Source organism: Pseudoalteromonas sp. CNAT2-18.1, from assembly GCF_022347865.1.
In the GTDB taxonomy this organism is placed as follows: domain Bacteria; phylum Pseudomonadota; class Gammaproteobacteria; order Enterobacterales; family Alteromonadaceae; genus Pseudoalteromonas; species Pseudoalteromonas ruthenica.
In genome coordinates this window covers 329,595-355,651 of record NZ_JAKRFR010000003.1, presented here as the reverse complement: position 1 = coordinate 355,651, position 26,057 = coordinate 329,595, and the positions used below count along the sequence as shown (strand labels likewise).

Below are 26,057 nucleotides of genomic sequence, written 5' to 3'. Positions count from 1 at the left end.
CTTATAATATACCAGCGCGGCGGAAAAATTAAGCGAGGGAGCAAAAAATCACGGCTTTATAGGGTGGTTAATTCGGTGTTGCCCGCTTCATCTTCACTTACTTGCACTTCTAGGGCCTGACGCAGCTGTACTTTAGGGTATTGGCTAACAGCCCAATCAACAATGGTTGCAGCGCGCTCATGGAGCAGTTCAGGGTCAGGTTGAAAACCTAAAAAGCGTAATGCATCTAATAGAGCTGGTTGAGGGTGTGCGCGCTCAATAGCTGGCGCGTAATTTTGCTTCGACAGCTTAAAGCCCGGGCTAGCCACAGCTAACGGCAGGTGCATATAGCTTGGCGGGGTTGCCCCTAGTTCAGTAAATAAGCCGATTTGCCGTGCGCTGGGGATAAGTAAGTCGGCACCACGGACCACATCGGTAATGCCTTGGTCAATGTCATCGATGACCACGACCAGTTGATATGCGAACAAGCCGTCCCGGCGCTTAATAATGTAGTCTTCGCGTGCTTGTTGCGCCAACACTTTTACCTCGCCTTGAAGGCGGTCTTGAAAACGCTCGACAATCTGGTTTTGAACTAATCTGAGGGCATATTCATCACCGCTCACCGTCAAGTTGCGGCAGCGATTGTCATAGACGCCGCCCATGGCTTTAATTTGTTTGCGGGTGCATTGACAGCGGTAAATTAAACCTCGGTCATAAAGTTCATCGGTGATTGCTTGATAGCGCTCTATACGTTGGCTTTGGTAAACGACGTCACCATGCCAATGCAGTGCATAGGCTTCGAGGGTTTTTAGAATGTCGGTATCAGCGCCGGCTTTGACGCGTGGAGTGTCAATATCTTCAATGCGAACGAGCCAGCGGCCATGATGACAGCGGGCATCTAGGTAGCTACCAAGAGCAGCTACCAGAGAGCCGAAATGCAGGGGACCGGATGGGGAAGGGGCAAAACGGCCAACGTAATGGCGCGCGGCAGGTGTGCTCGTGCCCAAACCCGTAGTTGTCATGGTTGATTAACCGCGACCGGCTTGCTTCTCTTTAATCTCAGCGAGTGATTTACAGTCCACACACAAATCTGCAGTTGGTCGCGCTTCTAAGCGGCGAATACCGATTTCAATACCACAAGATTCGCAATAACCAAACTCGTCTTCATCGATGAGTGTGAGGGTTTTTTCAATCTTTTTAATTAGCTTACGTTCGCGGTCACGAGTGCGAAGTTCCAAAGAGAACTCTTCCTCTTGCGCGGCACGATCGACTGGGTCTGGAAAATTAGCCGCTTCATCCGCCATATGGGTCTTGGTGCGGTCAACTTCGTTTCTCAGTTCGTTACGCCATGATTCCAGAATTTTGCGAAAGTGAGCACGTTGCTGCTCATTCATATACTCTTCGCCTGGCTGTTCTTGATACGGTTCTAACCCCGCCTGAGCGATTAACCCTAGTTTACGCTGCTCTGGCATAACACTCTCCTAAATCCTTAATATACAGTCCCCGGAAATAACCGGCGGCTATAAATAGCAGAATACCACCCCCTTAGCAAACACTTTTTTCTTAACCCGATGGCGACTGAATCCATCATGACTGGTAAAAAGGAACGATAAAGTGTGGCGTTTATTCTTTTCTTAATTCAGCTTTATATGGTGTTCTTGATCACTATTTCAAGTTGTTTTTTGTAATAAGATAACGTTTTGGTGATTTGCCGTACCAGCGCTTGAAAGCTCGTTGCAACGCACTTTGCTCAGAAAAACCAAGTTTTGTTGCAATATCAATGGCTTTGTAACCGGACTCAAAGAGCTGTAAAGCCAGACGTGCACGGGCTTCATCCAATAATTTCGAAAAGCTTGTTTGCTGCTGCGCCAGATGACGCTGCAATGTGCGTGTTGGCACAGCGCACAGTTGCGCCGCTTGCTCTACATTGAGCCGCTGTGGCAAATGCGCTACCAGTTGTTGTTTTACTTTTTCGCGTAAATCAAAGCGCGCATCCAGTTGTTGTTGAGCCTGATGCAGTAACAGCTGCTCTAGGGTGGTATCGGGCTGCTTGAGAGGTTGGCTAAGCAACCCCCGTGCGATGGTCATGCTGTTAGTGCTGCTATTGAAGTACACTGGACATTTAAACACGTTTTCGTAAATACGCTGTTCCTTGGTGTTATTAGGTGGCGAGCGCATTAGGTGCACGGCAACCGGCGTCAGCTGCTCAGCTTGCAAGACATACATGCGAGCAAAGCTTAGCCAGCTAGCAAAAAGCTCATCAATTACGTAGTAACAATGCGACTGCGTGGGCCCTAAATCCAAAGTTAGCGTTTGCGCTCGCTGGTGAAAGGTAAGGCTTTGGGTGTGGCGCACTAATGGATGAAATCGACGTCCGTAGTCAATGACCCGGTGTAAATTAGGGCTCACGGCAGCAAGGTGACCAAGCACGCCCCAGCGCTCAAGGTCTAACTGCACGCCAAAGTATAAGCCGATATGTGCGCAATTGAGTTGCTGATGCGCCCAAAGCATTAGACGGTGGTAATGGCCTAGGTGAAAACTTTCACTGGGCTGGTGTAGTGCCTGCTCATCGCAGCGCAGCTGGTGCAAGGCGTCGACTCGTTTCAGCCCCTTTGTTTCTAAAAACAAAACCAAAGAACGCAGTACTTGATGGCTGACAAAAGAGGGACTCATAGTGCTATTTGTTATTATTTTATTGTTCTTTATCCACGCTGCGCTAATTGGCGCGTAAAGTCAATTTTTGGCGTTATAGGTCAAGATTTACACCTGAGCTTAGGGCAAGGTGAAGCAGAGCAAGTAGAATAACAATAGAGAAGGACACCCTATGAAAACATCGTTTACGCCGCTGTGCCTTGCCGTCATCAGCGCACTAACCTTAAATGGTTGCGGCTCTGACTCCGATGACAATACCTCGCCTGTGGTCGAAACCCCGGACCCAGTACAACCGGACCCTGAAGCTAAACCTCTGGTGCTGTTTGATGACGATGGTACGTTAAACGCTGATATACGTTGGACCACTTACGGCGTTCCCCATATTAAAGCAGACAATGTTGAGAGCTTGGCATTTGGTAGTGGCTACGCCTATGCCAAAGATAACGCCTGTGTGTTGATGGACCAAATCGTCAAAGTGCGAGGCCACCGTAGCCGTTACTTTGGCCCAGATGAAGTCCCTGGCAGCGGCGACTCCGCTCATTTGATTTCAGACTTTGGCTATAAGGCCTTGGGCGTTAATGATTATGCTGCAGAAAATTACGGCCAGCTCGATGCGCAAAGTCGCGCCCATTATCAAGGCTTTGTTGCTGGGTTTAATAAGTATATCAGTGACATCGGGGCTGATAATCTCGCCCCCGAGTGCGCCTCACAACCTTGGGTGATCACGCTCACCCCTGAAGATATGCTGGCCTACTCTATGGCCACAGTGCAATTAGCAAGCTCTGCCAACTTTCTTGATTTAGCCTTTTATGCCAACCCTGGTGAGGGCGATGAATACCTGCCAGTTATGGCCCAAAGCGGGGCGGTGGCGCAGAGTTTTGCCGCCAATTTGAATGCCCGTACGAAAACCTTAAAGCTAGAAAAGAAGTATGAGCACTTGGGCTCGAACGGTTGGGGGTTAGGTAAAGATAAAATGGAAAATGGCATGGGTGGCTTGTTAGCGAACCCGCATTTTCCGCATCGCGGTAACCTCAGGTTCTGGCAATCGCATTTGACCATCCCTGAATCACTCAATGTCATGGGCGGCAGCTTGCAGGGCATGCCGGGTGTGGTCAATATCGGCTTTAATGAGCATGTCGCTTGGACTCATACCTTCTCCAAGGCTCGGCATTTCATTATTTACCAGTTAGCGCTCAGTGACAATGACCGCTTAAGTTACACCTTAGATGGTGAGCCTATGGCCATTAACAGCAAAACCATCAATGTCGATGTTGCCATTGCACCAGGGCAGAGTATTACCTTGACGAAAGACTACTATTACTCACATCAAGGCTTGATGATCGAGACCCCAGCCGCGCAAGGATTAGGGTGGAGTGACAGTCACGCATTTACCATTAAAGATGCCAACGAATTTAATATGGATGTGGTGGGCTTTTGGTCGCGTATGAATGCCGCCAGTAGCTTGGACGACATGAAAGCAGCATTTGCCGAATTTGATGGCGTATCCTTTAACAATACCATGGCAGCGGACAAGCACGGCAATGCCTTTTTTATTGATGACTCCACCGTTCTAAAAGTAGGGGAAACCGCTAACTTGGCGCTGCGATTAGAGCCACAATTAGTGGCATTACGTGAGCAAACAGGGTTCGATTTAGTCCCTGGCGATACTTCATTATTTGCCGCTGATGGTGTCGTGCCTTATGCCGAGGCACCGAAGTTAGAGCGCAGCGATTATGTACAAAATTCCAATGACAGTTATTGGCTTACCAACCCCGAGCAACCGCTGTCAGGGTTTGCCGCGCAATATGGTGACGTGCAATACCCGCAATCACTGCGCACGCGCATGGGGCTAAAGCTACTGCGTGAAGGCGGTGGCGAAGACGGTAAGTTCTCATTAGCTGAGCTCGAGCAAGCGTTAATTGGCAATGATATTTACCTTTATGACTTGGTCTTTCCGGAGCTTGTAAACCAATGTCAGGCTCAGGGCAGCGAGCCTATTAACCTTGATGGTCGGGCGGTTGACTTAAGTGATGCCTGCGCGCTGTTGGCTCAGTTTGACGGCAAGATGACCCTGCAGACCAAAGGCGCTGCGCTGATCCGCGAGTTTGCGCATTTATTTGACCCAGCAGTGCATTTGTTTGATAACTTCTCCAGCATCGATGCTGCAAATACTCCGAACACGTTGCGCCCCGATGGCTCAGCATTGCGAACTCTGGCACATGCGGTACTAAATGTGACCGACAATGGTTTTGCCCTGGATGCGACCTTGGGTGAGTTGCAGTTCGTTGAAAAAACACTGGCCGGGGGCATGGCCTCAGGAGAAAAACTCCCCTGGGCGGGCCCTATGCATGTCGAAGGCGGCTTTAATGTATTTCGCTTTGACCGCCGTGGGCTTTCCGATTCGACGGTGATCCCCTATGTCAGCTACCCCGTGCTCAATGATGCGCTTAGCGGCGCACCACTGGCTTCCAATCTTAGTGCATCTGGTTACCCCATCAACTATGGCTCAAGTTGGATGTTTGTGATGAACTTTACCGAGAACGGCCCGGTTGCCAAAGGATTGCTGACCATGTCTCAGAGCTCACACTCAGACTCACCACACTTCGACGACCAAAGCCGTTATTACTCGCAACAAGCCGCTTTGCGCCCGCTGTATTTTTCTGAGGGCGACATTAGCAACAACTTGATTGCCGAGATGAGTATTAGTCTTGAAAAGCCAAGCGCTGAGTGAGGGTGACCTCCTCGGCACTGATACGGGCTTTATAGGCTAACACTTCAACGCCGGCTTGCTGCGCTTGGCGCAGGAGGTCGGCGTAAACCGGATCAATATGGGTGGCGGCGCTGACTTGGTTGATGCCGCTGTGTAGCACAGCAAACAGTAACACCGCCCGCTTTCCTTGTTGGCGCATGGCGGTTAACTCGCGCAGGTGTTTTTGCCCACGTAGCGTTTGCGCGTCGGGGAAGTAACCCTGTCCTGAGTGCTCAAGTAAGGTCACTGATTTTACTTCGATATAGCAATCTGCTTTGTCGGCATCGCGCAACAGTATGTCGATACGGCTATTTTCTGCACCGTATTTTACTTCACTGTGTAGTTGTTCATAGCCTTGCAGTTCTTCGATCACATCGTTGTTGATGGCCTCGATAGCGACTTTATTAGCCACGGCGGTATTAACACAAATTAAATCCCCTTGGGCGTTACTACTGAGCTCCAAACTATGCGGGTATTTGCGTTTGGCGTTGTCGCTGGTGGAGTAGTAGGCTTGCACGCCAGGCTCGGCACAGCCGGTCATTTTACCGGTGTTAGCACAGTGCACGGTGAACTCATTACCATCTTCGTCGCGCAAATCCACTAAGAAACGTTTATAGCGCTTTAGCAGGGTGGCGCTTTGTAACGGGGCAGGAAATAACATTAATCTCACTTCGCTTTAGAACTGCATAGCCCTAGTGTAAACTGCTAGTAATTGTAATCACAGTCCAAGAGGACCCACATGAGTCAACAATTTTTAGTACACCTAAGTGAACAAGCTGCGCCTAGTCATTGGGGCGAATCTGCATCAGTGTCTTTCAATGAACAAGGTGCCACGGTGCACTTAAGTGAAGATGAAACCCTTAAAAACGTACAAAAGGCGGGCCGCGCCATAGCTAATCAAGGCGTAAAAGCGGTGCAGTTAAGCGGCGATACTTGGTGCACTGAAAGTCAGTGGGCATTCTACCAAGGCTTTGTTAGCCCTAAGGTACTCGATGGGGTGAGCTTTGTTGATAACGACCAAAGCGACATTAAGGAGCTGCAAGCGCTTAAGCAAGCGGCGACTTGGATGCGCCAGATGATCAACGGCACGGCAGAAGAAATTTACCCAGAAAGCCTGGCAGAAAAGGCGGGTGAGTTTATTCAGTCGCTGGCGCCTGAGCATGTCAGCTATCAAATTATTAAAGGCGAAGCACTAAAAGAGCAGCAGTGGATTGGTATTTACGAAGTCGGTCGCGGTAGTGAGCGCCCACCGGTGCTACTAGAGCTTGATTTTAACCCCACCGGTGATGATGCCGCTGAAGTGGCTTCTGCACTTGTTGGTAAAGGGATCACCTTTGATTCCGGTGGTTATTCAATCAAGCCGAGCGAAGGGATGCTGGGCATGAAGTGCGATATGGGCGGTGCAGCAACCGTCACCGCAGGCTTGGCCCTGGCAATTAGTCGTGGTTTAGATAAGCGAGTAAAATTATACCTTTGTTGTGCTGAGAACCTGATTTCAGGGCACGCATATAAACTTGGTGACATCCTTACCTATAAAAACGGCACCACAGTGGAAATTGTGAACACCGACGCCGAAGGCCGTCTAGTGCTAGCTGATGGTTTGATGGCCGCCAGTGAGTCTGGGGCGAAAACCATTATTAATGCAGCCACCTTAACGGGTGCAGCGTTAGTGGCTGTGGGTCAGGAATATAACGCCCTATTTGGCCTAGACAAAGACATGGTACGCGATGTTGAAGGCTTCGCTAAAGAAGAATTTGAAGGTGCATGGCCGTTGCCATTGGAGAAGTTCCACCAGCACAACTGTCCATCACCTTATGCTGACACCGCTAATAGTCGTCCACAAAAAGGTGGTGGTTTTGGTGGCGCCTCAAACGCCGCCGGATTCTTGTCTCGCTTTGTTCGTGATGAAGGCCAAGGCTGGGTGCATATCGATTTAGCCGCAGCGTTTCAAACATCCGCTACGGGCATGTGGGCAGCTGGGGCAACGACACAAGGTATGCGTACGGTTGCACGTACGCTACAAGAAAAGTCGTAACTTTAACAATTCGATAGAAAGCGGCCTTGCGCCGCTTTTTTTATGCCTAAAATTAACTTAAAGCTTGGAATCGTGGCCCTCATGGCGCATTAATAAAATGGTTAGATATATTTTGGTGGGGAGCGAGAGAATAAGCCCAATAGCAATACACATAGCGCCAAGCATATAGCTGTACATACCAAAATACTGGCGGAATCCATCCACGACAAGCAGGCTATGACCACTCAAAATGAGCAACAGTCCCAATACGATGATGCATTTTAATAGGGTGAGTTGGGTGGCTTTTTGCATGGGGTAATCACTTTTAGTCACATTTTGCGACTATTATTTAAGCAAATGTAAATTTTTATTGGATTGATCTACCTCATACAAGGTATATTTCGTCCCAAAATAATAAATAATCATTAGACAGGTTCGCTGTGACACCGACAGTAAAAGCACAATCTCATGCAAGCGCGCGCTTACCTCATCTCAATACGTTTCCTAAGCTATTGATTGGCGGCCTGTTGTACTACGCTTTAGCGCAGTTCGGTATGACCTTTATGGCGACTCAGCCTGCTAATATTACCTTGATTTGGCTCAGTGTTGGTGTAGCGCTAGTGATGTATTTGCGATTGGGCAAGGCATCGGCCATTGTGGTTTTTATTGCAAGTTTCGCTGCTAATTATCCTGGTATGCAGGTGGCGGACATGGTCCATGGGGTAGTGCATACCAGTATCGCGGCTTTGATTGATACACTTGCGCCTTGGGTGATGGCGGGGCTTGTTAAACGCCATTTACAAAGTGGCTTAAGCCGCTTTCAAGACTTGGTCACCTTGGTTGTGCGAGTTTATCTGCTACCTATTGCGTTGTCTGTGGTGATGCTAACGGTCAACCTTATTTTAGGTGGGTATATTGGTAGCGAACTCTTTGCTCAGTATGTGCTGCAATTGCTGTTTTCCGACATTTTAGGTGCTTTGCTGGTCTACGCATTTTTTGATGCTTTTGTGAAGCAACAGCAATGGCCACTGCGTCAATCTGCGCTGGCATGTGCGGCGATTGTACTGGCTTTGGCGGCGATGCTCACAGCCAAACTCTGGCTCGGTGGCTTTATTTTTGCTGTTTTGCCTTGCGTACTAGTGATGATATTTGTCTGCGCCAGTGTCTTTGTGTATTCGGTATTGTTAGCCGTTGTGGCGGCGCTGGTGGTGCTTTTTGGTCATGACTTTGGCCCTTTTATTCAAGATACCCCCATGCAGTCATTGTTTATGCTGCAATCGTTTATTGTGACCCTTTCTATGTTGACTATAGGCGGGCGGCTATTGCAGTCGCAATTACTCAATGAGACCGATTCAAAACACTATTGGCAGCACCAAGCTCGGTTTGACGACTTGACGCAGCTAATGCAGCGAAATGCCTTTATGGACGCCGCTGAGCACAGCTTACGCTGCGGTGGGCTAAAGGGAAAAAGTAGCAGCATTGCGGTTGTCGATTTAGATTTATTTAAGAAGGTGAATGACCGCTTTGGTCATCAGGCTGGTGATGAAGTGTTGGAATGCGTGGCCTATTGCCTCACCAAGCAATTACGTGAGCATGACTTAGCCGCTCGTTTTGGTGGCGAAGAGTTTGTATTGTTACTCAGTGCCCACCTTGAGCAAGGCCGTGGCATTGTCGAGCGAATTCGCATCGCCATTAGTGAACTTACTTTTGATGACTACCCCGAACTTCGCGTGACGTGCAGCATCGGTGTTACTCACGTTAACCAAGGTGAAGATATCGGTTCTGCGCTCAGTCGTGCGGATGGAAGCCTCTACAAGGCAAAGCAGCAGGGTCGTAATCAAGTGTGTATTAATCACTAGGTGTATTCGCAGCGCAGTACAGGCCTAATTCGATGGCTTTAATGGTGGCTTGGGTGCGATCGCGCACTTCAAGTTTAGTTAATATCGTCGATACCGCGTTGCGAATAGTGCCTGGTGCTTTGTGTAATTTAGCGGCGATTTCTTTATTGGCATAGCCTGCACAAATAAGCTGTAAAATTTGCTGTTCGCGCGCTGTTAAGCCCTGTACTTGTGGCGTTACTACACTGCGCTGCTTAGCCATCACCGCCTCTTTTAATGCTTGTTGTAATACGCTACCGCCTTGCGAGAGTGCTGTGATCCCCGCAACTAACTCTTCCAGTGATGCATCCTTAAGCATGAACCCTTTGGCGTTGTGCTCAATAGCCCGAAACAAAATGTCGCTGTCGTTGAAGGTGGTTAGGATAAGGCAGGGAGGCGCGTGGTACTTCGCAAGTGCCTGTAGCACGCCTATGCCGTCTAATCGTGGCATGCGTACATCCAGTAGAATTACATCCGCATCCACGTTTCCCTGTTGATAACACTCTAAAAAGGCTTGGCCGTCCACAGACTCACCACTGACATGGATGCGCTTATCGAGCGCCAGCAAACTCGCCAACCCTGCACGAACTAAGTGTTGGTCGTCAACCAGATGAACTTTAATGGCTGTCGTTTGCATAGGGAAACTCCGCATTTAACACCATGCCTTTGCTATTGGGGGTGAACGTAAACGTGCCGCCCAAGGTTTCAACGCGCTCCTTTAGCCCCAACAGGCCATTGCCAGGCACTGGATTATGTAAGTGACCACCATTGTCACTTATCGTCAACCGCAGTGGGTTATGGTTATATAAATGTATATGTAGCTCCGTAGCAAGCGAATGCTTTAAAGCATTGCTAATTCCCTCTTGAGCACAGCGCAGCACACATTGGGCATAATTAAGTTGTGCCAGCAGTGGGTGAGCTTGGTAGTGTACAACCACCGCAATGCGTGGCGTGCTTTCAGCTAACTGCATTAAGGTAGGCTGTAAATCAATCGGGCTGTGGTTGCGTTTATCACTGACCACAGAGCGGACACTAGCAAGCGTTTGCCGAGCATGTTGATAACAGTGTTCAAGTTGTGGTTTAAGCGTATCCGAGGCGGTACGCCGAGCAATATCTAGTTGCATTATAAGGCTCGTTAATTGATGGCCTACATCATCATGCAGTTCACGCGCAAGGTGTAAGCGCTCTTCACTTGCTCCAGCTTGGATTAATAAGGCTTGAGTGGTTTGTAATGAAGCATTACTGATTTGCAGTGCTTCTTTGGCTTGCTGTTCGGCCATTGTGCGTTGACTCACCACTAACGCGAATAAGCAAAAGGCGCTGGTAGAAAGCGTATTCAAAACAGGCCATGGGTGATGCCAATAAAATCGCTGTAGGAGTAAAAAGAGTACCGCGTTAACAGCAATGCTGAGGTAACAGTAACGCAGCGGCAAGTAATAAACTAAAATGGCGCTAAACATCACCATGTAGATGAGAATCAGTGTTGCGCTAGTGAGCAGTTGCAGGCCGATAATGCCCGCGCCAATAACAACGAGTAGTACATAGCGTACCGGGTAGCCGTAACTTTGCTCTTGCTCGTTTATGACCAGTAGTAAGCAAAACAACATGAGTGTGTGTATCACCACTTCTATGGTGGCTAATGTAGTAACCCCATGCTCAGTGTTGACCATGATGCGCGGTATCGCGATAACGGCCCAAGTTACGAGCACGACCACTAACCAAGATAACTGATAACGAAAGTATTTTTTCATTTCTTAACTATATCCACAGCACGCATCTAACACCAGCAGTGCAACGCATGTTGTGACAGATGTCATGCGCCAAAATGACGAATGTGACTTACCGTGCCAGCATGGCGTTTGTACTCTAACACTGTTAATTGGCAACACAGTGAGAAGAGTTATGTATTGGTTACATCAAGGGGCGCTTTATATACATATTGTATTAGGATGCATTGCTTTAGTGTTATTTTGGCTGCCAGTGTGCGCGGCCAAAGGCTCCCGGCTGCACAATCAAAGTGGTAAGGTCTATGCGTATGTGATGTACGCAATTGCAGGCAGTGGCCTTTTGTGCTGTGCACTAGTGCTATTAGACCCGTTGGGCGCGCGCAATATCGACTCCCTGAGCACGGCAGAAGAGTTGCGCCGCTATCTACAGGTTAACCATCGTATGGCATGGTTTTTAAGCATGTTATCAATATTGGTGTGGGTGTCGGTTTATCATGGTCGGCGAGTGTTGGTGGCCAAGGAGCAGCGTTCCTTATTACGCACGCCAGCTCACCTTGGGCTTATTGCAGCACTGGCTCTATGTGCTTGTTATACCTTTTACCTAGGGTGGCAACAGCAACAAGTGTTATTGCTGGCGTTTTCGGTGTTAGCCATGGTTATCGCAGTCACTATGGCGCATTATATTTACCGATCCTCTCTGCGGCCTCGTAGCTGGGTTATTGAACACCTAAGCGCCATGTTAGGCTCCGGTATTGGTGTATATACAGCTTTTGGTGCCTTTGGCGGACGCCGTCTATTTAATGCGGTATTAGGAAGTGATGCCCAGTTAATTGGTTGGCTGCTACCCACTTTGGTAGGTAGCGCGGGCTTGATGTACGCCGCGCAGCACTATCGTCGACGCTATGGTGTCTAGCTTGGCGCTCTTTATAAAGGCAGTTACACTGAGCGGCAAATAAAGAAAAAAGAGATAACGCCCATGAGCTTACCGGGAAAAATTGTATGTATTGGCCGTAATTATGTTGAGCATATTCACGAGTTGGGCAATGCTATTCCAGAGCAGATGGTGGTATTTAACAAGCCTAGCAGTAGTCTTAGCCAGCATCTTTATGCTCAGCATCAAGGCGATAGGTTACATTACGAAGCTGAGATCTGCTTGCGTATGACCGAGCAAGGTCTCACTCAAGCAGCGGTGGGCCTTGATTTAACTAAGCGCATGCTGCAAAGCCAGCTCAAGCAAGCAGGACTGCCTTGGGAGCGTGCTAAAGCCTTTGACGGTGCCGTGGTGATGAGCGACTTTATTGATATTAGCGAAGCACAGATTTCGCAATTGGGTGTGCGTTTACTGATTAATGGCAAGCAAGTACAACACGGTGAAGTAAAGCATATGATGTATCCGCCTCTTATGGCGGTGCAAGAGCTGGCCACATTTATGGCTTTGCAGCCGGGCGATTGGCTGATGACTGGCACCCCTAAAGGCGTTGGGGAAGTGCACGCAGGGGCTGAGTTTACGGCGCAGCTGCTGCTCTCCCAAGAGGTGATAGTGAGCCAGAGGTGGCGCGCAAGAGATAACTTGACTGTATAAATAAACAGTATTAGGCTTGTGCCACCAAGTCGGAATTACCGAGTTTATGTACAACAAGTCTTTACCCCCAACCTATTATCATGATCACTTCTTGGAGTTGCTGCATTTTTTCCAGCACCAAGGCTGGCATTTATGCGGTGCCCATGAACAGCGCTTTATTGATAACTTTTTAGCCTTACCAAAAAATGCCCAGTGTGTGTTGGTGCGTGGCTTTAATCGCAAGTCTGATTTTCTTGAACAAAGCAGCTTGCATTATGACGAGATAGAGCAAGCGCCACTGGCGCTCGCCTTACTCAAGCGTCGAGGTTGGTTGCGTCATGTACACGAGGGGGAGTTTGAACAATGGTTGGTGGCATTAACCAAAGCTGAGCTAGTCGCACTTTGTCGTGAACTGGGACTACCCGGGGTGGCGTTGTCTAAGCGTAAAGAGCAATGGTTGGGCTATTGCCAAACCCACGTGAGCTTTGCCAAAGCTTGCCACAGTCATGTATTCCTCAGTTATGTAGTCCATGCCTATAACCCGGTTTTAGCTTATTTATGTTTTATCTTTTTTGGTCGCCTACAAGCTGGACTGGGTCATTTTTCGTTACGTGATTTAGGGATCATGCGCACCCAACAAGGCAAGGTCATCCCGCGCTTTGACACCTTAGAGGAGGCTAAAAGTGCGTTCACTTATGCGCAATTACGGGCCCAGGTTAGCGAGTTGAGCGAGCAGCAGCTGATGCAGCATGGCGAGCAAGTAACGCAGCTACCAAGCGCTATAGGTGCGCTGGCAGAGCGCTACTCGCATGAGTATCTCTATCGTTTAGGTAAAGCCTTACTCGCGGAAGCGCCGCATCAAGATTTAGCATTATCAGTGCTAGCACACAGTGAGGATAACCGCGCCATTGAGTTGCTGCTGCGTCAGCGCTTTAAAAAAGGGCACAGGCAATGGGTTGAGCAGCGTTTATGCGCACTGATTGACGATCCGCCTAGCGATGAGGTATTTGTATTTGCCGAGGATTTTTACGCTTTAAAATATCAAGGCAAACGCACCAGCGTACTGAGCGAACTGCTGGCTGAGAAAGAACCGTTGGCTATAGATGAGGCGTATCGCCATCAAGTCGAGCAGGGGGTGATAGATTTATATACCCAACGCGGCGAACAAGCGCTACATAGCGAAAATCAGCTGTGGCAACACTTATTTGCGCTCTGTTTTTGGCACTTATTGTTTGATGGCGAACAGGCTGGCAGGGGGAGTGAGTTTGATGTTTTTCCTGCAAGCTTACGTGACGGCCAGTTTTACCAATATTATCAGCAGCAAATACGCGAACTGTTCGCAGAGCATAGCAGTAAAGGGGCGTTAATCACTCACATCAGCGCGGCGGCCAGTCGCTACTACCATCAGCCTAACGCATTTATTCGTTGGCATGAAGAAGTATTAGCGCCATTGGTCGCACTCATCAACCATGCCCCCCTAAGTGCGGTTTATACACAGCTGGAAACCATGGCGAAAGACTTCCGCAGCGCCAAGGACGGTTATCCAGATTTGATGGTGATCACATCTGGCAAAGTACGTTTTGAAGAAATAAAAGCGCCGGGTGATAGCTTGCGCCGTAACCAGCTGGTGGCGTTAAAGCAATTGCAGCGTGCCGGGTTTGATGTCAGCGTGCAAGCCGTATGCTGGCAGGTGAACAGTGAACAGCCTTATGTGATTGTTGATATAGAAACCACCGGTGGGCGCCATCAAAGCCATCGGATCACCGAAGTCGCCGCTATCAAGGTGGTGGCTGGTAAGGAAGTCGCACGTTGGCATTCGTTAGTTAACCCACAGCGTCACATACCGCGAGCAATTACCGAGCTTACCGGCATAGATAATGTGATGGTGGCCGATGCCCCTGTATTCGCAGAGTTGGCAGAATCGCTGTGGCAATTTATGCAAGGCTGTATTTTTGTCGCCCATAACGTTAACTTTGATTATGGCTTTTTAAAAGCAGAATTCGCTCGTACCGAGCGCCACTTAAGTATGGCGAAACTATGTACAGTGCGCTTGGGTCGCAGTTACTTGCCCGGACATGCATCATACTCTTTAGCACGTTTAAGTGCCGATTTGGATATTGCATTGTCGCGGCATCACCGCGCCATGAGTGACGCAGAAGCAACGGTGGCAATTTTTAATTTAATACAACAACAAAGGCAAGAATAACAATGGAATTATCAATGTGGTTAGCGCTGGTAGGAATATGCTTAATGGGGGCGATGTCTCCCGGGCCTAGTTTGGCTGTGGTGCTGAAGCATTGTCTAGCCAGTGGCCGTACGGCGGGTATTATCACCGCATTGAGCCATGGTTTTGGTGTGGGTGTGTATGCCTTCATAGCGGTGTTAGGGTTGGGCGCACTTATTCATCAGTGGCCGATGTTGTACACCGCGCTCATTTATGGGGGGGCGGCTTATCTCGTATACCTCGCTATTAACAGTTGGCGTAGTAGCGCAGGAAAGCTGACCATTGAGACAACCCGAGGGAGCTATAAAAAAGCCGCCACAGATGGCTTTGCTATCGCTTTTTTGAATCCTAAATTAGCCATTTTCTTTATCGCGTTATTTTCTCAATTCATCCCCGCAGAGCAAGTCAGTACCGTGCAAGGCGCTGTTATGGTGGCAACGCCTACCCTCATTGATGCGAGTTGGTATGTGATAGTGGCACTATTGTGTAGCCATGGTCGATTTTTACCTGTATTGGAGCGCAATCAAGTGTTGATCAATCGCTTACTCAGTGTTGCCTTTATGGGTCTTGCGTTGATGGTGGTTGCTCGTCAGTGGCTTTGAGCACGTGAGTTTTATAAACCGCATCAAAGTCAGTGAAATAGGGGGCTAACCAAAAACGCTGTGACAGCACGTAATTGGTATTTTCCAACACGTCTTGGTTGAGCGCTTTGTTGATGGCCGAAATAGCTTGCTCAGCGAAGCCGTCTGCAGCGCTCGCGGAGCAGCCTACTGCGCCTCTGACTAAGTCTTGTGTGAGGTTGGTTTCTAAGGCGCGGATATTGCCGTATTTCTTAGCAAAATAGCGAGCCATATACGGGTAATCAAGGGTGTAGTCGATGATGTCATGTTGTAGCATTTCGGCAATTGCACCGCTTTCGCCATCGGCGCGATAACTCAATACCGCAGGGCGGGAGTGAGCCGTTTGTTGTAGCAACGTTTGCAGCTCGCCACTAAAACGTCGCGCAGCCACTTGGCCATAAGTAAAAGAGTCATCGGCAAACAAACTCGCCAAATTAATAGGCTTGCCATGGACTTGTGTGAGTTTATCGCGCTTGTCTACCGTAGTGATAAGTGTAAAGGGAGGATACACCGCTGTGGGGATACTGAGCCTTGCAGTATGTGTATCTTTATTTCGGTGGATCATACACGGGAAGCACACCTTTTCGCCTTCATTCATATAGCGGTGAATACGCTTTTGCGGCAATAGTAGCTTTTCATGTTCAATATTTGGCATATTGGTGATGAGCTGGTTTAGCAACTCATCACATAGCCCTGCAAAGGGATACTCTGTAGTACGAGGTAAATGGAAAGGCGGAGTCTTGCTTTGTAGCCAAATGATTTTCTCTACCGTTTGTGCCTTGGTACTCCAAGCTGTACATAAAACCAAAGTGGCAACAAGTAGTTGTCGTGGCTTAAGCATAGTCTCTCCCTGTGCGGTAATGGTATTTACAGTGTGCTCTAGGTGAGTATAGAAATTCACATGAGTCTCGCCAGTTTCTCTAAGGGGAAGACAAAGCGCGAGATCCATGTTGTGAAGTGCGGGAACTCATCTAGACTAAAAAGACGGGTGTCCATGAGGCATAATCACTAAAGGGACGATGACAGTGACATGGTTTGAGCGCTACGGGTTAATAGTCATGCTGGCCGTTCTCACTACCCTGTTTGCGGGGGTCGGTTATTACGCATACGTGTTGGTCCAAAGCAGCGAAGCAAGTAACGCCAAACAAACAATCAATAGCCAGCTAGCGATGCGAGTTGACGACGTACAGCAGCATTTCGAATACGGGCGCAGCCAAGTTCGATTTCTTGCTAATACTCCTCCTAATCGTGGCATTATCCGCGCCCTTGATAACCAAGGCTTTGATGAACAAGATAAAACATCGCTAAGTCAATGGCGTGACCGCCTCGCGACTATATTTCGCTCCTACATTCAAGAGCACGGAGATGTGCTGCAAATTCGCTATATTTTGGCTGATAAAAATTATTCCGAATTGGTTAGGGTGGAGCTCGTCGACGACGAAATAGTACGTACACCACAGTCCCAACTACAAGCTAAAGGGGGCAGAGACTATATATCCCATAGTATGCAGCTGCAAAGCCAGCAAACCTATGTCTCTGATATTAACCTGAATCACGAGTTTGGACGCGTGCAAGAGCCTTACCAGCCGACTTATCGCATCACGCAACTGATTCATGATGAGCAGGGCCAACCCCGGGCCATATTAGTCGTCAACTATGACGCTAATGTATTGATTAATTCGATAGCACAGGGGCTTGCTCAAGGCTTAGAGTTAATTGGTATCGGCGCTCAACAGCAGTTTTTTGCTCATCCTGATACACGCTGGCTATTTGCCAATGAATTCAATGCTACCTTCGTGCCCGCGCAGCAGCAATTTGTTCGCACCAATAAACAAGAGTTGGGAATGCCGGTGTACTTAGATAAGCTTTCTGCTCAACACGTTTATGCGCAACAGCAGTCGATAACCGTTGGCAGTCCACAAACACCTATCGCCCTAAGCCTTGCACTTTATCTCAGTAAGGAAAGTCTCGCCATGGCGATAGATAGGCGTTGGCAGGTGTGGCTGGGGGTCCTCATCATTCTCTATGTTATTTTGCTACTCAGTGCCCTAACGTATCACCATTTTGTTATTCGTCAGCTGACCTTGTCGCGCACGATTCGTGAGTACCACACCATTTTTCAACGCACCGCAATGCCTGTGCTGCTGTTAAATAGCAAAGGGGCTGTGTGCAGTGCTAATCCGGCGGCTGAGCAGTTATTTAATTCTGTAAATGGTTCGGAAAATCAGCACTTTGCCACATTGTTGGGCTTCGAAGAGCGGCAATGCAAGCAAATTCAAGCCGCTATCGATAAGCGTGAACACCTTGATATGGAATTGGGTATCAGTAAGGCTGATGGTGAAGAACGACAAGTCAATGTTAGCGTGCTACCTGTGTACGAGCAGAAGCAGCCAACCTCTTCTGCGGTGGCTGCATTGCTGCTTTATGATCATACTACTGAGTTTAATTTACGCCGACAATTGCAGAGTATGAATGCCTCTCTCGAGACTAAGGTAGCCGAACGCACAGAGCAACTTGAAGCGACGCGCAAGGAAGCGGAGCAAGCCAACGAAGCCAAAAGTCTATTTGTAGCCAATATGAGCCACGAGCTGCGCACCCCCATGAATGGCGTATTTGGCATGCTCAACCTGATCAAAAAAGAGCCGTTAAGCGAGCAACAAAACCATTATCTGCAATTAGCACAGGCCAGTGCTACGAATCTAACTGGGCTGATCAACAGTGTGCTTGATATCTCTAAAATCGAAGCAGGAAAGATGGAGCTTGAAGTACAAAGTGTCAATTTAGAAGTGGTGCTCAGTGAGTTACTGCAATCCAATTCCATTCGCCCAAAAGAGAAGGGGCTGTTGCTGTTATTAGATAGCAGTGGCTTGACTCAACCTACGTTTTTGGGAGACGTCACCCGTATTCGACAAATTTTTACCAACCTGCTTGGTAACGCCATTAAATTTACCGACAATGGTCATGTGTTAATCAAGGTGCAAAGTCGGCTACAAGAAGGTCAGTACCGTATTGATTTTGTTGTAGAAGATTCAGGTGTGGGTATTGAGCCAAGCAAGCTAAAAGATCTCTTTAACTCGTTTACGCAGGCGGATAACAGCATTACCCGCAAGTATGGCGGCACCGGACTAGGGTTAGCTATCACTAAACAACTTGTGCAGCTGATGGGGGGCGAGATCCGTGTTGAGAGTGAGCTTGGCAAAGGGTCGCGCTTTATCGGCCATATCATGTTAAGCAGTGCTGAAAACCGTGCGGTAATGGCTGAGCCTTTGGCTGGGTCTCGCGCAGTTATCATCGATGAAGTGGCCATACGTAAACAGGTGATCACTAATCATTTGCGTCAGTGGGGCGCAGAAGTAATCGACGCCGACTGGCATGATGTTGACGAACTCGCAGCTTCTGGTGATTTCCATCAGTTGTTATTGTTTGTCGACGCTACGAAACAAGGCCGAGAGGTGCAAGCGCATTTACATACTTTATTACATGCCCAGCACAGTGAAAAACTTAAAGTCATCGTCAATTGTAGTCAGTATCAAATGAATACGGCATTTGCTGAGCAATATGACAATGTTGAATGCCTCTTACCACCTATTTCTGCTGTGGTGTTGGCCCATATTTTGTTTTCAGCCGAAGGGGCGGAGCAGCCACTGTGTGATAGCCCACCGGTCACCGCACTCGACTTTCATTCGGTTTCAGGTGCAAAAGTGCTAGTGGTAGACGATAACGCTATTAACCAAGTGGTTGTGACCGGTGTCTTTAAAGATTTACCCATTACCCTAGTCAGTTGTGGGGATGGCAAACAAGCGTTAGATATTCTCAATGCTGATCCGCACTTTGACGTCATTTTAATGGATTGCCAAATGCCGGTGATGGATGGCTACAGCGCCAGTTTAGCGATTCGCCGAGGGGATGCGGGTGAGCATTACACCGGCATTGCGATTATCGCGATGACCGCCAACGCCATGGCAGGGGATCGCGAACGCTGCTTGCAAGCAGGTATGAGTGATTACATCACCAAACCTGTTGATGCTGATCAGCTGTTAGAGAAAGTGTATTACTGGCTCAGCGTAGCCAATGTGAAAAAGCGCACGCAAATAGATGTAAAATCAGAAAAGTAGCCCGTTACAGGCTACTTCCACATTAAAAGGGAGCGGGATAGGCTTTTAACACTGAGTCGATTTGCGCCAGTGCTTCGTCCTCAAGCTGGATATCAAATGCAGCAATGTTTTCCTCAAGTTGTGCCACAGTGGTTGCACCAATGATTGTGGAGGTAACCCCTTGCACTTGGTTACACCACGCCAGGGCCAATTGTGCCGCCGTCATGTTGTGCTCTTTCGCGATAGCCTGATATTTAGCAACGGCTTCTTGCGCAAGGTGAGTATCGCGGAACAAGCCGTTACGCTGGGCAATGGTCCAACGTGAGCCTTGTGGCCGAGCCCCTCCTAAGTACTTACCACTGAGCATGCCGCCCGCTAAAGGAGACCAAGGCAAATAAGCGATGTCCTCATGGTGACACTGCTCAAGCAGATAAGGCCAATCTTTGGCATGCACTAGACTGAACTCATTTTGCATCGATACCATGGCCGGTAGCGAATACTGCTTCGCTAGATCAAGGTACTGATTTAAGCCCCAAGGCGTTTCATTTGAAAGCCCGCAGTGGCGAATCTTACCGGCACGAACACACGCATCTAAGCCCTCTAAAATAGCGTGCATTTGCGCCCGCTGCGCGCTTTTATCTATTTGCTGCAAATCCACCATACCTGGCCACTGTTTACCAAAATGTGGCGAGGTGCGGTTAGGCCAATGAATTTGATAAAGATCGATATGGTCGCTCTGTAAACGTTGCAACGAGCCATCAACGGCACTGATGACTGACTCTTTGGTGATGTCACCGCCGTCACGGACCCAAGCTAGGCCATTCCCTGCCACTTTGGTGGCAATAACCACATCCTTACGTTTGTCGCTATGGCGGCTTAGCCAATCACCAATAATGGCTTCGGTTTTACCATAGGTTTCCGGCGTCGGGGGAACTGCATACATCTCTGCAGTATCAATAAAGTTAACGCCTTGAGCCAGTGCGTAGTTGAGTTGCTCATCGGCATCTTGCTGAGTGTTTTGCCTACCCCACGTCATACTCCCTAGACACACCCGCGATACGTTTAAACCACTGTGACCAAGTTTTGTATAGTGCATTGAGTTATCCTTTTTCATTCGCATGCAGGAATGTACGTAAGGTATCACTCAATGGTGCTTTTTGCGATGTCTTGAAATCGAACATCACCACTCGAGCTTGACCCTCGGTAACAATGGCTTGCTGGGCACAAGAAAATACCGTGTAGTGAGTCATAAAACCTGCTTCGGCAATCTCGCTAACGCTGACTCCAATGAGTAAGGTGTCGGGGAAGGTAACCGGGCGCTTGTATTTACAATAGTTGTCAGCCAGTACGGGGCCTATCTTCTCTGCCTCGAGGCGATCAAACAGCCCCGCTTGCGCAAAGAAATCAATACGCGCTATCTCAAAGTACTTAAAATACATACTGTTATTGACGTGTTGTAGCGCATCCATATCACCCCAAGCCACTTTAATTTCACAGGCGTGCGGAAAGCGTTCTAAAAACTGTTGTTTATCTGGCATGAGTAAATCCTTAGAGTTTTTACTCAGACTAGCACGACAGCTTGTGCAAACAAACAACAAGCGACAAGTGTTTTACTCGTAGTAATAGAACAGAGATTTGAGTAGTTTGATAAGCTTAATAAGTACTTTTGCTACTCAAGGGTGAGAGGTTGGTCGATGTATATTGCAGGAGCGATTGAATTTAGTTAAGGGTAATAAACAAGGCAGCAGGCTACTTTGAGCAGCCTGCCAGAGGTTATCAATAACTCAGCGTGTTAGCGCATAGTAACAAACTCTTCTGAGCCGGTGGGGTGAATGGCAACCACGGCATCAAAGTCGGCTTTGGTCGCGCCCATTTTCATTGCTACCGCAAAACCTTGGATCATCTCATCAACGGTGAAGCCAATACCATGTAAGCCGACCACTTTTTCGTCACTGCCAGCGCATACTAATTTCATTGCGCATGGTTGGCGGTGTTGGGTGACGGCGGTATACATTGCTGCAAACGTAGAGCTGTACACTTTGATATTTTCTTCGCCATATTGGTTGATGGCCTCTTGCTCGGTGAGACCAATAGTGCCGATAGGTGGGTGGCTAAATACCACGGTCGGAACTAGGTCATAATCCATTTTCGCATTAGGCATTTCTGGGTTGAAAAGGCGCTCAGAGAGTAAGCGGCCCGCTTTAACTGCAACCGGTGTGAGTTCAATGCCATTTTCGATAATGTCGCCAACGGCATAAACGTTTTTGGCGGTGGTATTTTGGTACTCATCGACCTTCACATAACCACTTTCGTTCACCTCTACACCCGCAGCAGCAACGTTAATAGCATCGGTGGTAGGCGTGCGGCCAATGGCCCAAATTACTTCATCGACATTTTGGCTGTGGCCATTTTCAAAGTGAATGGTGAGGCTGCCATCACTTTCTTTCACCACCTCTTTAGGCGAGCATTCGGTATGTAGGGTCGGCCCTTCTTTTTTCATGACCTCCACTAACGTCTCTACCAGCATGTTATCGAAATTGCGCAGTGGTGCATGACGGCGCACAAATAGGTGCGTTTCTGTGCCTAGGGCGTGAAGCACACCGGCAATTTCTACGGCAATGTAGCCAGCACCCACAACCGCAACGCGTTTAGGTTGCTCGGTGAGTTCAAAGAAGCCGTTCGAATCAATGCCATACTCAGCACCAGGAATATTTGGAATAATAGGGCGTCCGCCCACGGCAATAAGGATATGATCGGCACTGTAGTGCTCGCCATTCACCTCTACGGTATTGCTATCAACAAACTTAGCGAAACCATTAATCACGGTTACACCGTTGCTGGCTAAGTACTTGTTGTAGCCTTGGTGAATACGGCCAATATAGGCCTCACGGCTTTCTACCAGCTTACTCCAACTGAAACTCTTTAGTTCAACATCAAAACCATAATCTGGGGCGTATAGCTTAATTGCTTCTGCAACTTGGGCACCATGCCACATCGCTTTTTTAGGCACGCATCCTACATTCACACAAGTGCCACCTAAGTGAGTTGCTTCAATTAATGCGACGTTAGCACCACGCATGGCCGCTCTATTTGCCGAGCCAATGCCGCCACTACCACCGCCAATACAAATATAATCAAAATGTTGAGCCATAATTTTTTTATTCCTATGAACTGATGTTGTCATCACTATATTGCCATACCTTAGCAGAAATAAGGCGGTGGATCTGCACTTGCATTTTCCATCATCGCCCCAAGAATGTAGGTATTAAACGAATAATGAGAGATTACTATGACCAACCCGTTGATTGGCCTTGAGGGCTTACCGCCATTTTCAAAGATCAAACCCGAGCATGTGGTGCCAGCCGTGGAACACGGTATTGAGCAGTGCAAGAAAACCATTGAACAAGTGCTTGCTGGCAAAGACTTTACTTGGCAAGGGTTAGTGATGCCGCTGGAGGAAGCGGACGACAAGCTAAGCCGACTGTTTTCGCCCGTGTCGCATATGCACTCGGTGGTAAACTCTCAAGCTCTGCGTGAGGTGTATGACCAAGTATTACCTAAATTAAGTGAATACAGCACCTATGTGGGTCAGCACCAAGGGTTGTTTGATGCTTACACTGCTTTAGCGCAAAGCGATGAATACGCGCAGCTGTCAAGGGCACAACAAAAAGTTATTGATAATGCCTTACGAGACTTTAAGCTCTCTGGCATCGCGTTGAATGCCAGTGATAAAAAACGCTATGGCGAAATATCCAGTCGCTTAAGTGAGCTTGCCGCTAAGTTTGGTAATAATGTGATGGATGCGACACTGGCATGGCAAAAGCATATTACCGATGAGCAGCAACTCGCTGGCTTACCTGAATCAGCAAAGGCTTTGGCGGCGCAAACAGCGCAGAGCAAAGAGTTAGAAGGGTGGTTGTTTACACTGGATATTCCTTCTTACCTGCCGATTATGACCCATGCCGATAACCGTGAACTTCGCGAAGAGGCCTACACCGCGTTCGTTACTCGTGCGTCCGATCAGGGCCCCAATGCCGGTGAATACGACAACAGCGCTATAATGGATGAGGAATTGGCACTGCGTCATGAATTGGCGCAGTTATTGGGTTTTGAAAACTATGCGCAAATGTCGTTAGCCACTAAAATGGCAGACTCCACTGAGCAAGTGTTTGGCTTCTTAAATGACTTGGCGGAAAAGTCGAGACCACAAGCGCAAAAAGAGCTAGAGGAGCTGTGTGCCTATGCCAAAGAAAAACACGATATTGATCAGCTCGAAGCGTGGGACTATGCCTACTACAGTGAAAAGCTAAAGCAAGAAAAGTACGCCATCAGCGACGAACAATTACGCCCGTACTTCCCTGAAGATAAAGTCCTCAGTGGTCTATTTAAAACAGTTGAGCAACTGTTTGGTGTGCGTGTTGAAGAGCAGCAAGATATCGATACATATCATGACGATGTGCGTTTCTTCGCCATTTATGATGGTAATAACACGCTGCGCGGGCGTTTTTACCTTGATTTGTATGCCCGTGAGCACAAGCGCGGTGGTGCTTGGATGGACGACTGCATGGGCCGAAAAGTACGCTTAGGTGGGCAATTGCAAACCCCAGTCGCCTATTTAGTGTGTAACTTTAACCGCCCAATAGGGGATAAGCCGGCACTGTTTACCCATGATGAAGTGGTCACCTTGTTCCATGAATTTGGCCATGGTCTGCACCATATGTTGACTCAAGTGGATGCCGCTGCCGTTGCTGGTATAAACGGCGTGGCTTGGGATGCGGTGGAATTACCAAGCCAGTTCTTAGAAAACTGGTGCTATGAGAAAGAGGCACTTGCCTTTATCTCTGGCCACTATGAAAGTGGCGAGCCCTTACCGCAAGAGCTGCTATCAAAACTGCTCGCGGCAAAGAACTACCAATCCGCTATGCAGATGGTTCGCCAGCTCGAGTTTTCGTTATTTGATTTTCATATTCACGCCGATTACAACCCCACTGCGGGCAGTGAAATTCAAATCATACTCGATAAGGTGCGCCAGCAGGTGGCAGTTATTCAGCCGCCGAGTTTCAATCGCTTCCAGCATGGTTTTGCGCATATTTTTGCCGGCGGTTACAGCGCGGGTTATTATTCTTATAAGTGGGCAGAAGTGCTCTCGGCCGATGCCTTTTCTAAATTTGAAGAAGAGGGCATTTTTAATAGCGATACCGGTCGTGCTTTTTTAACCAATATCTTGGAAAAAGGCGGCTCTGAAGAGCCAGCGGTGCTATTTGAGCGTTTTCGTGGTCGTGCGCCAACCGTTGACGCATTGCTTAGGCACAGTGGCATTGCGGCTTAAGCCATACAACTGACAGCGCCTGCGGGCGCTGTTTGCTTTTCCTCCCCTATAAAACTCTCACTTTCTCTCGCAAAATCAGTCACTCATACTATGCTAATAGTAACTTTTCTAAGTATGCGAGTGGCCAATGGCGAAAATAGTGCTGACCATCGACGATGACAAAGTGATTCACCATCTAGTGGAAGAAGCGTTATCTGGGGTTGCTCAGGTGATCCACGCAAAAAACGGCGAACAAGGCATACGTCAAGCGCAAAAGCACCAGCCTGATATCATTTTGCTTGATGTTGAAATGCCCAAAATGGATGGTTATGCGGTATGTAAAGAACTTAAAAATAATGAGCTTACGCAAGGCATTCCCATACTATTTTTATCCGGTCGTGCAGATTTAGAAGAACGTATTCGCGGTTATAATGCCGGTGCTGATGACTACATCATTAAACCTTTTGCCAGTGACGAGCTGGCAGCGCGTATTGATGTCTTGTACCAATACAAACAGCGCTCTAAGGAGTTAGAGCACGAGGTAAATCGCGCCCAAAGTACCGCTGAGATGGCCATGACCGACTCGGGAGATATGGGACGTGTTATGCGCTTTGTCAGTCAGTCGTTTGCTACTCATGACTTAGCGAGCTTATCGCGCAACTTTTTGGCGTTTTTTGAACCAATGCGGCTCGACGTCGTGGTGGCGTTTTGGCACGAGGATGAGCATCAGTTCTTTGCTAACCATGGCGCAGAGTGTCCGCTAGAGCAGGAGCTACTGTTGCAACAGCGCCACGGCGAGCGCTTCGTTGATTTTGACGACAACACCATTATCAATTACCCCAAAGTGTCATTATTAATAAAAAATATGCCCATTGATGACAGTGCGTTGTATGGGCGCTATAAAGATTTATTCCCACACTTATTAGAGGCCACGAACGCGAAGCTACAGGATATGGAAAACAGTGACCAAGCACTGCGCTGCGCAGCATTATTTGGTGAAGCGTTTATGGCGTTTGAAAGCCAGTTAATGAACAAGCTTGAGGCCCATGGTGAAAAAGAGTTATTGCGCCTAGTTGCCACTCAAGGCGCGCAGTTACAAAGTATTCGCAATGAGCTAATTCATTATATTGAGCAGTTCGCCCAACCCCCTTCAGAACAACAGTGCAGCAGTCAAACGGATGTTGAGCTGTTTTAGGCGGGAATTTAGTCCCTGCGAATAACGAACTTTTGTTATTATGGACGCCTTGGTGAT

The 26,057-nt window shown here is 48.3% G+C and carries 21 protein-coding genes; 10 read left to right on the top strand and 11 right to left on the bottom strand.

What is annotated here, in order from left to right:
- Positions 1 to 56 precede the first annotated feature (56 nt).
- The 3 genes from gluQRS to MHM94_RS08445 form a co-directional block, all read right to left on the bottom strand.
- Positions 57 to 1,001 (bottom strand): tRNA glutamyl-Q(34) synthetase GluQRS, encoded by a 945-nt coding sequence (gene gluQRS, locus MHM94_RS08455; RefSeq protein WP_235419284.1) that lies wholly within the window; start codon positions 999 to 1,001, stop codon positions 57 to 59.
- Between the two features lie 6 nt (positions 1,002 to 1,007).
- The gene (gene dksA, locus MHM94_RS08450; RefSeq protein WP_022944268.1) at positions 1,008 to 1,451 is read right to left on the bottom strand and encodes an RNA polymerase-binding protein DksA; all 444 of its coding nucleotides are present in this window, start codon (positions 1,449 to 1,451) and stop codon (positions 1,008 to 1,010) included.
- Between the two features lie 193 nt (positions 1,452 to 1,644).
- The gene (locus MHM94_RS08445; RefSeq protein ID WP_235419285.1) at positions 1,645 to 2,652 is read right to left on the bottom strand and encodes an AraC family transcriptional regulator; all 1,008 of its coding nucleotides are present in this window, start codon (positions 2,650 to 2,652) and stop codon (positions 1,645 to 1,647) included.
- 151 nt (positions 2,653 to 2,803) lie between these two features.
- On the opposite strand from MHM94_RS08445, the gene MHM94_RS08440 reads away from it, so the two are divergent.
- Positions 2,804 to 5,362: a penicillin acylase family protein gene (locus MHM94_RS08440; protein ID WP_235419286.1), complete on the top strand. Its 2,559-nt coding sequence runs from the start codon at positions 2,804 to 2,806 to the stop codon at positions 5,360 to 5,362.
- Here MHM94_RS08440 and sfsA read toward each other — a convergent pair.
- On the bottom strand, positions 5,334 to 6,041 hold the full coding sequence (gene sfsA, locus MHM94_RS08435; RefSeq protein ID WP_235419287.1) for a DNA/RNA nuclease SfsA: 708 nt from the start codon (positions 6,039 to 6,041) through the stop codon (positions 5,334 to 5,336). The genes MHM94_RS08440 and sfsA overlap by 29 nt on opposite strands.
- Before the next feature lie 78 nt (positions 6,042 to 6,119).
- On the opposite strand from sfsA, the gene pepB reads away from it, so the two are divergent.
- A complete protein-coding gene (gene pepB, locus MHM94_RS08430; protein ID WP_045979682.1) occupies positions 6,120 to 7,415 on the top strand; it encodes an aminopeptidase PepB in 1,296 nt (431 codons plus the stop codon).
- A 57-nt stretch (positions 7,416 to 7,472) separates the two neighbouring features.
- On the opposite strand, the gene MHM94_RS08425 is transcribed toward pepB, so the two are convergent.
- Positions 7,473 to 7,706, bottom strand: a complete 234-nt coding sequence (locus MHM94_RS08425) for a hypothetical protein (protein ID WP_022944263.1) — start codon at positions 7,704 to 7,706, stop codon at positions 7,473 to 7,475.
- Between the two features lie 128 nt (positions 7,707 to 7,834).
- On the opposite strand from MHM94_RS08425, the gene MHM94_RS08420 reads away from it, so the two are divergent.
- Entirely contained in the window at positions 7,835 to 9,253 is a 1,419-nt protein-coding gene (locus MHM94_RS08420) for a diguanylate cyclase (protein ID WP_235419288.1), read from the top strand.
- On the opposite strand, the gene MHM94_RS08415 is transcribed toward MHM94_RS08420, so the two are convergent.
- Together MHM94_RS08415 and MHM94_RS08410 are read right to left on the bottom strand one after the other, a co-directional pair.
- On the bottom strand, positions 9,243 to 9,908 hold the full coding sequence (locus MHM94_RS08415; protein ID WP_235419289.1) for a response regulator transcription factor: 666 nt from the start codon (positions 9,906 to 9,908) through the stop codon (positions 9,243 to 9,245). The two genes, MHM94_RS08420 and MHM94_RS08415, sit on opposite strands and share 11 nt — an antisense overlap.
- On the bottom strand, positions 9,889 to 11,022 hold the full coding sequence (locus MHM94_RS08410) for a histidine kinase (RefSeq protein WP_235419290.1): 1,134 nt from the start codon (positions 11,020 to 11,022) through the stop codon (positions 9,889 to 9,891). The genes MHM94_RS08415 and MHM94_RS08410 overlap by 20 nt, the downstream gene beginning before the upstream one ends.
- Positions 11,023 to 11,173: 151 nt before the next feature.
- Here MHM94_RS08410 and MHM94_RS08405 point away from each other — a divergent pair, with 151 nt between their 5' ends.
- From MHM94_RS08405 to MHM94_RS08390, 4 genes are all read left to right on the top strand, one after another.
- Positions 11,174 to 11,911, top strand: coding sequence for a hypothetical protein (locus MHM94_RS08405; protein ID WP_235419291.1), 738 nt, complete (start codon positions 11,174 to 11,176; stop codon positions 11,909 to 11,911).
- 63 nt (positions 11,912 to 11,974) lie between these two features.
- Positions 11,975 to 12,580, top strand: coding sequence for a fumarylacetoacetate hydrolase family protein (locus tag MHM94_RS08400; RefSeq protein ID WP_235419292.1), 606 nt, complete (start codon positions 11,975 to 11,977; stop codon positions 12,578 to 12,580).
- Positions 12,581 to 12,626: 46 nt separating this feature from the next.
- Positions 12,627 to 14,765 carry an exonuclease domain-containing protein gene (locus tag MHM94_RS08395; protein ID WP_235419293.1) on the top strand — a complete coding sequence of 713 codons (2,139 nt, stop codon included), beginning with the start codon at positions 12,627 to 12,629 and terminating at the stop codon, positions 14,763 to 14,765.
- Positions 14,766 to 14,767: 2 nt separating this feature from the next.
- The gene (locus MHM94_RS08390; RefSeq protein WP_235419294.1) at positions 14,768 to 15,385 is read left to right on the top strand and encodes a LysE family translocator; all 618 of its coding nucleotides are present in this window, start codon (positions 14,768 to 14,770) and stop codon (positions 15,383 to 15,385) included.
- Here the strand turns inward: MHM94_RS08390 and MHM94_RS08385 are convergent.
- Positions 15,342 to 16,244: an ABC transporter substrate-binding protein gene (locus tag MHM94_RS08385; RefSeq protein WP_239348337.1), complete on the bottom strand. Its 903-nt coding sequence runs from the start codon at positions 16,242 to 16,244 to the stop codon at positions 15,342 to 15,344. The genes MHM94_RS08390 and MHM94_RS08385 overlap by 44 nt on opposite strands.
- A 184-nt stretch (positions 16,245 to 16,428) precedes the next feature.
- Here MHM94_RS08385 and MHM94_RS18510 point away from each other — a divergent pair, with 184 nt between their 5' ends.
- A complete protein-coding gene (locus tag MHM94_RS18510) occupies positions 16,429 to 19,518 on the top strand; it encodes an ATP-binding protein (protein ID WP_235419296.1) in 3,090 nt (1,029 codons plus the stop codon).
- Positions 19,519 to 19,540: 22 nt separating this feature from the next.
- Here MHM94_RS18510 and MHM94_RS08375 read toward each other — a convergent pair whose 3' ends face one another.
- From MHM94_RS08375 to gorA, 3 genes are all read right to left on the bottom strand, one after another.
- Positions 19,541 to 20,593, bottom strand: coding sequence for an aldo/keto reductase (locus tag MHM94_RS08375; RefSeq protein WP_045979671.1), 1,053 nt, complete (start codon positions 20,591 to 20,593; stop codon positions 19,541 to 19,543).
- 4 nt (positions 20,594 to 20,597) lie between these two features.
- The gene (locus MHM94_RS08370; protein WP_022944255.1) at positions 20,598 to 21,035 is read right to left on the bottom strand and encodes a thioesterase family protein; all 438 of its coding nucleotides are present in this window, start codon (positions 21,033 to 21,035) and stop codon (positions 20,598 to 20,600) included.
- 254 nt (positions 21,036 to 21,289) lie between these two features.
- A complete protein-coding gene (gorA, locus tag MHM94_RS08365; RefSeq protein WP_022944254.1) occupies positions 21,290 to 22,648 on the bottom strand; it encodes a glutathione-disulfide reductase in 1,359 nt (452 codons plus the stop codon).
- Between the two features lie 138 nt (positions 22,649 to 22,786).
- Between gorA and prlC the strand changes: the two genes are divergently transcribed.
- A complete protein-coding gene (gene prlC / locus MHM94_RS08360; RefSeq protein WP_235419297.1) occupies positions 22,787 to 24,826 on the top strand; it encodes an oligopeptidase A in 2,040 nt (679 codons plus the stop codon).
- Between the two features lie 127 nt (positions 24,827 to 24,953).
- Positions 24,954 to 26,000, top strand: coding sequence for a response regulator (locus tag MHM94_RS08355; protein ID WP_045979654.1), 1,047 nt, complete (start codon positions 24,954 to 24,956; stop codon positions 25,998 to 26,000).
- Positions 26,001 to 26,057 lie beyond the last annotated feature (57 nt).

Bases quoted from the DNA above. Each gene is read 5' to 3' on its own strand.
- MHM94_RS08400 (WP_235419292.1), top strand. From the start codon at position 11,975: ATGAGCTTACCGGGAAAAATTGTATGTATTGGCCGTAATTATGTTGAG.
- MHM94_RS08415 (WP_235419289.1), bottom strand. From the start codon at position 9,908: ATGCAAACGACAGCCATTAAAGTTCATCTGGTTGACGACCAACACTTA.
- MHM94_RS08355 (WP_045979654.1), top strand. From the start codon at position 24,954: ATGGCGAAAATAGTGCTGACCATCGACGATGACAAAGTGATTCACCAT.
- MHM94_RS08370 (WP_022944255.1), bottom strand. From the start codon at position 21,035: ATGCCAGATAAACAACAGTTTTTAGAACGCTTTCCGCACGCCTGTGAA.
- dksA (WP_022944268.1), bottom strand. From the start codon at position 1,451: ATGCCAGAGCAGCGTAAACTAGGGTTAATCGCTCAGGCGGGGTTAGAA.
- MHM94_RS08445 (WP_235419285.1), bottom strand. From the start codon at position 2,652: ATGAGTCCCTCTTTTGTCAGCCATCAAGTACTGCGTTCTTTGGTTTTG.
- MHM94_RS08410 (WP_235419290.1), bottom strand. From the start codon at position 11,022: ATGAAAAAATACTTTCGTTATCAGTTATCTTGGTTAGTGGTCGTGCTC.
- MHM94_RS08405 (WP_235419291.1), top strand. From the start codon at position 11,174: ATGTATTGGTTACATCAAGGGGCGCTTTATATACATATTGTATTAGGA.
- MHM94_RS08425 (WP_022944263.1), bottom strand. From the start codon at position 7,706: ATGCAAAAAGCCACCCAACTCACCCTATTAAAATGCATCATCGTATTG.
- MHM94_RS08385 (WP_239348337.1), bottom strand. From the start codon at position 16,244: ATGCTTAAGCCACGACAACTACTTGTTGCCACTTTGGTTTTATGTACA.
- MHM94_RS08440 (WP_235419286.1), top strand. From the start codon at position 2,804: ATGAAAACATCGTTTACGCCGCTGTGCCTTGCCGTCATCAGCGCACTA.
- gluQRS (WP_235419284.1), bottom strand. From the start codon at position 1,001: ATGACAACTACGGGTTTGGGCACGAGCACACCTGCCGCGCGCCATTAC.
- MHM94_RS08375 (WP_045979671.1), bottom strand. From the start codon at position 20,593: ATGCACTATACAAAACTTGGTCACAGTGGTTTAAACGTATCGCGGGTG.
- sfsA (WP_235419287.1), bottom strand. From the start codon at position 6,041: ATGTTATTTCCTGCCCCGTTACAAAGCGCCACCCTGCTAAAGCGCTAT.
- prlC (WP_235419297.1), top strand. From the start codon at position 22,787: ATGACCAACCCGTTGATTGGCCTTGAGGGCTTACCGCCATTTTCAAAG.
- gorA (WP_022944254.1), bottom strand. From the start codon at position 22,648: ATGGCTCAACATTTTGATTATATTTGTATTGGCGGTGGTAGTGGCGGC.
- pepB (WP_045979682.1), top strand. From the start codon at position 6,120: ATGAGTCAACAATTTTTAGTACACCTAAGTGAACAAGCTGCGCCTAGT.
- MHM94_RS08390 (WP_235419294.1), top strand. From the start codon at position 14,768: ATGGAATTATCAATGTGGTTAGCGCTGGTAGGAATATGCTTAATGGGG.
- MHM94_RS08395 (WP_235419293.1), top strand. From the start codon at position 12,627: ATGTACAACAAGTCTTTACCCCCAACCTATTATCATGATCACTTCTTG.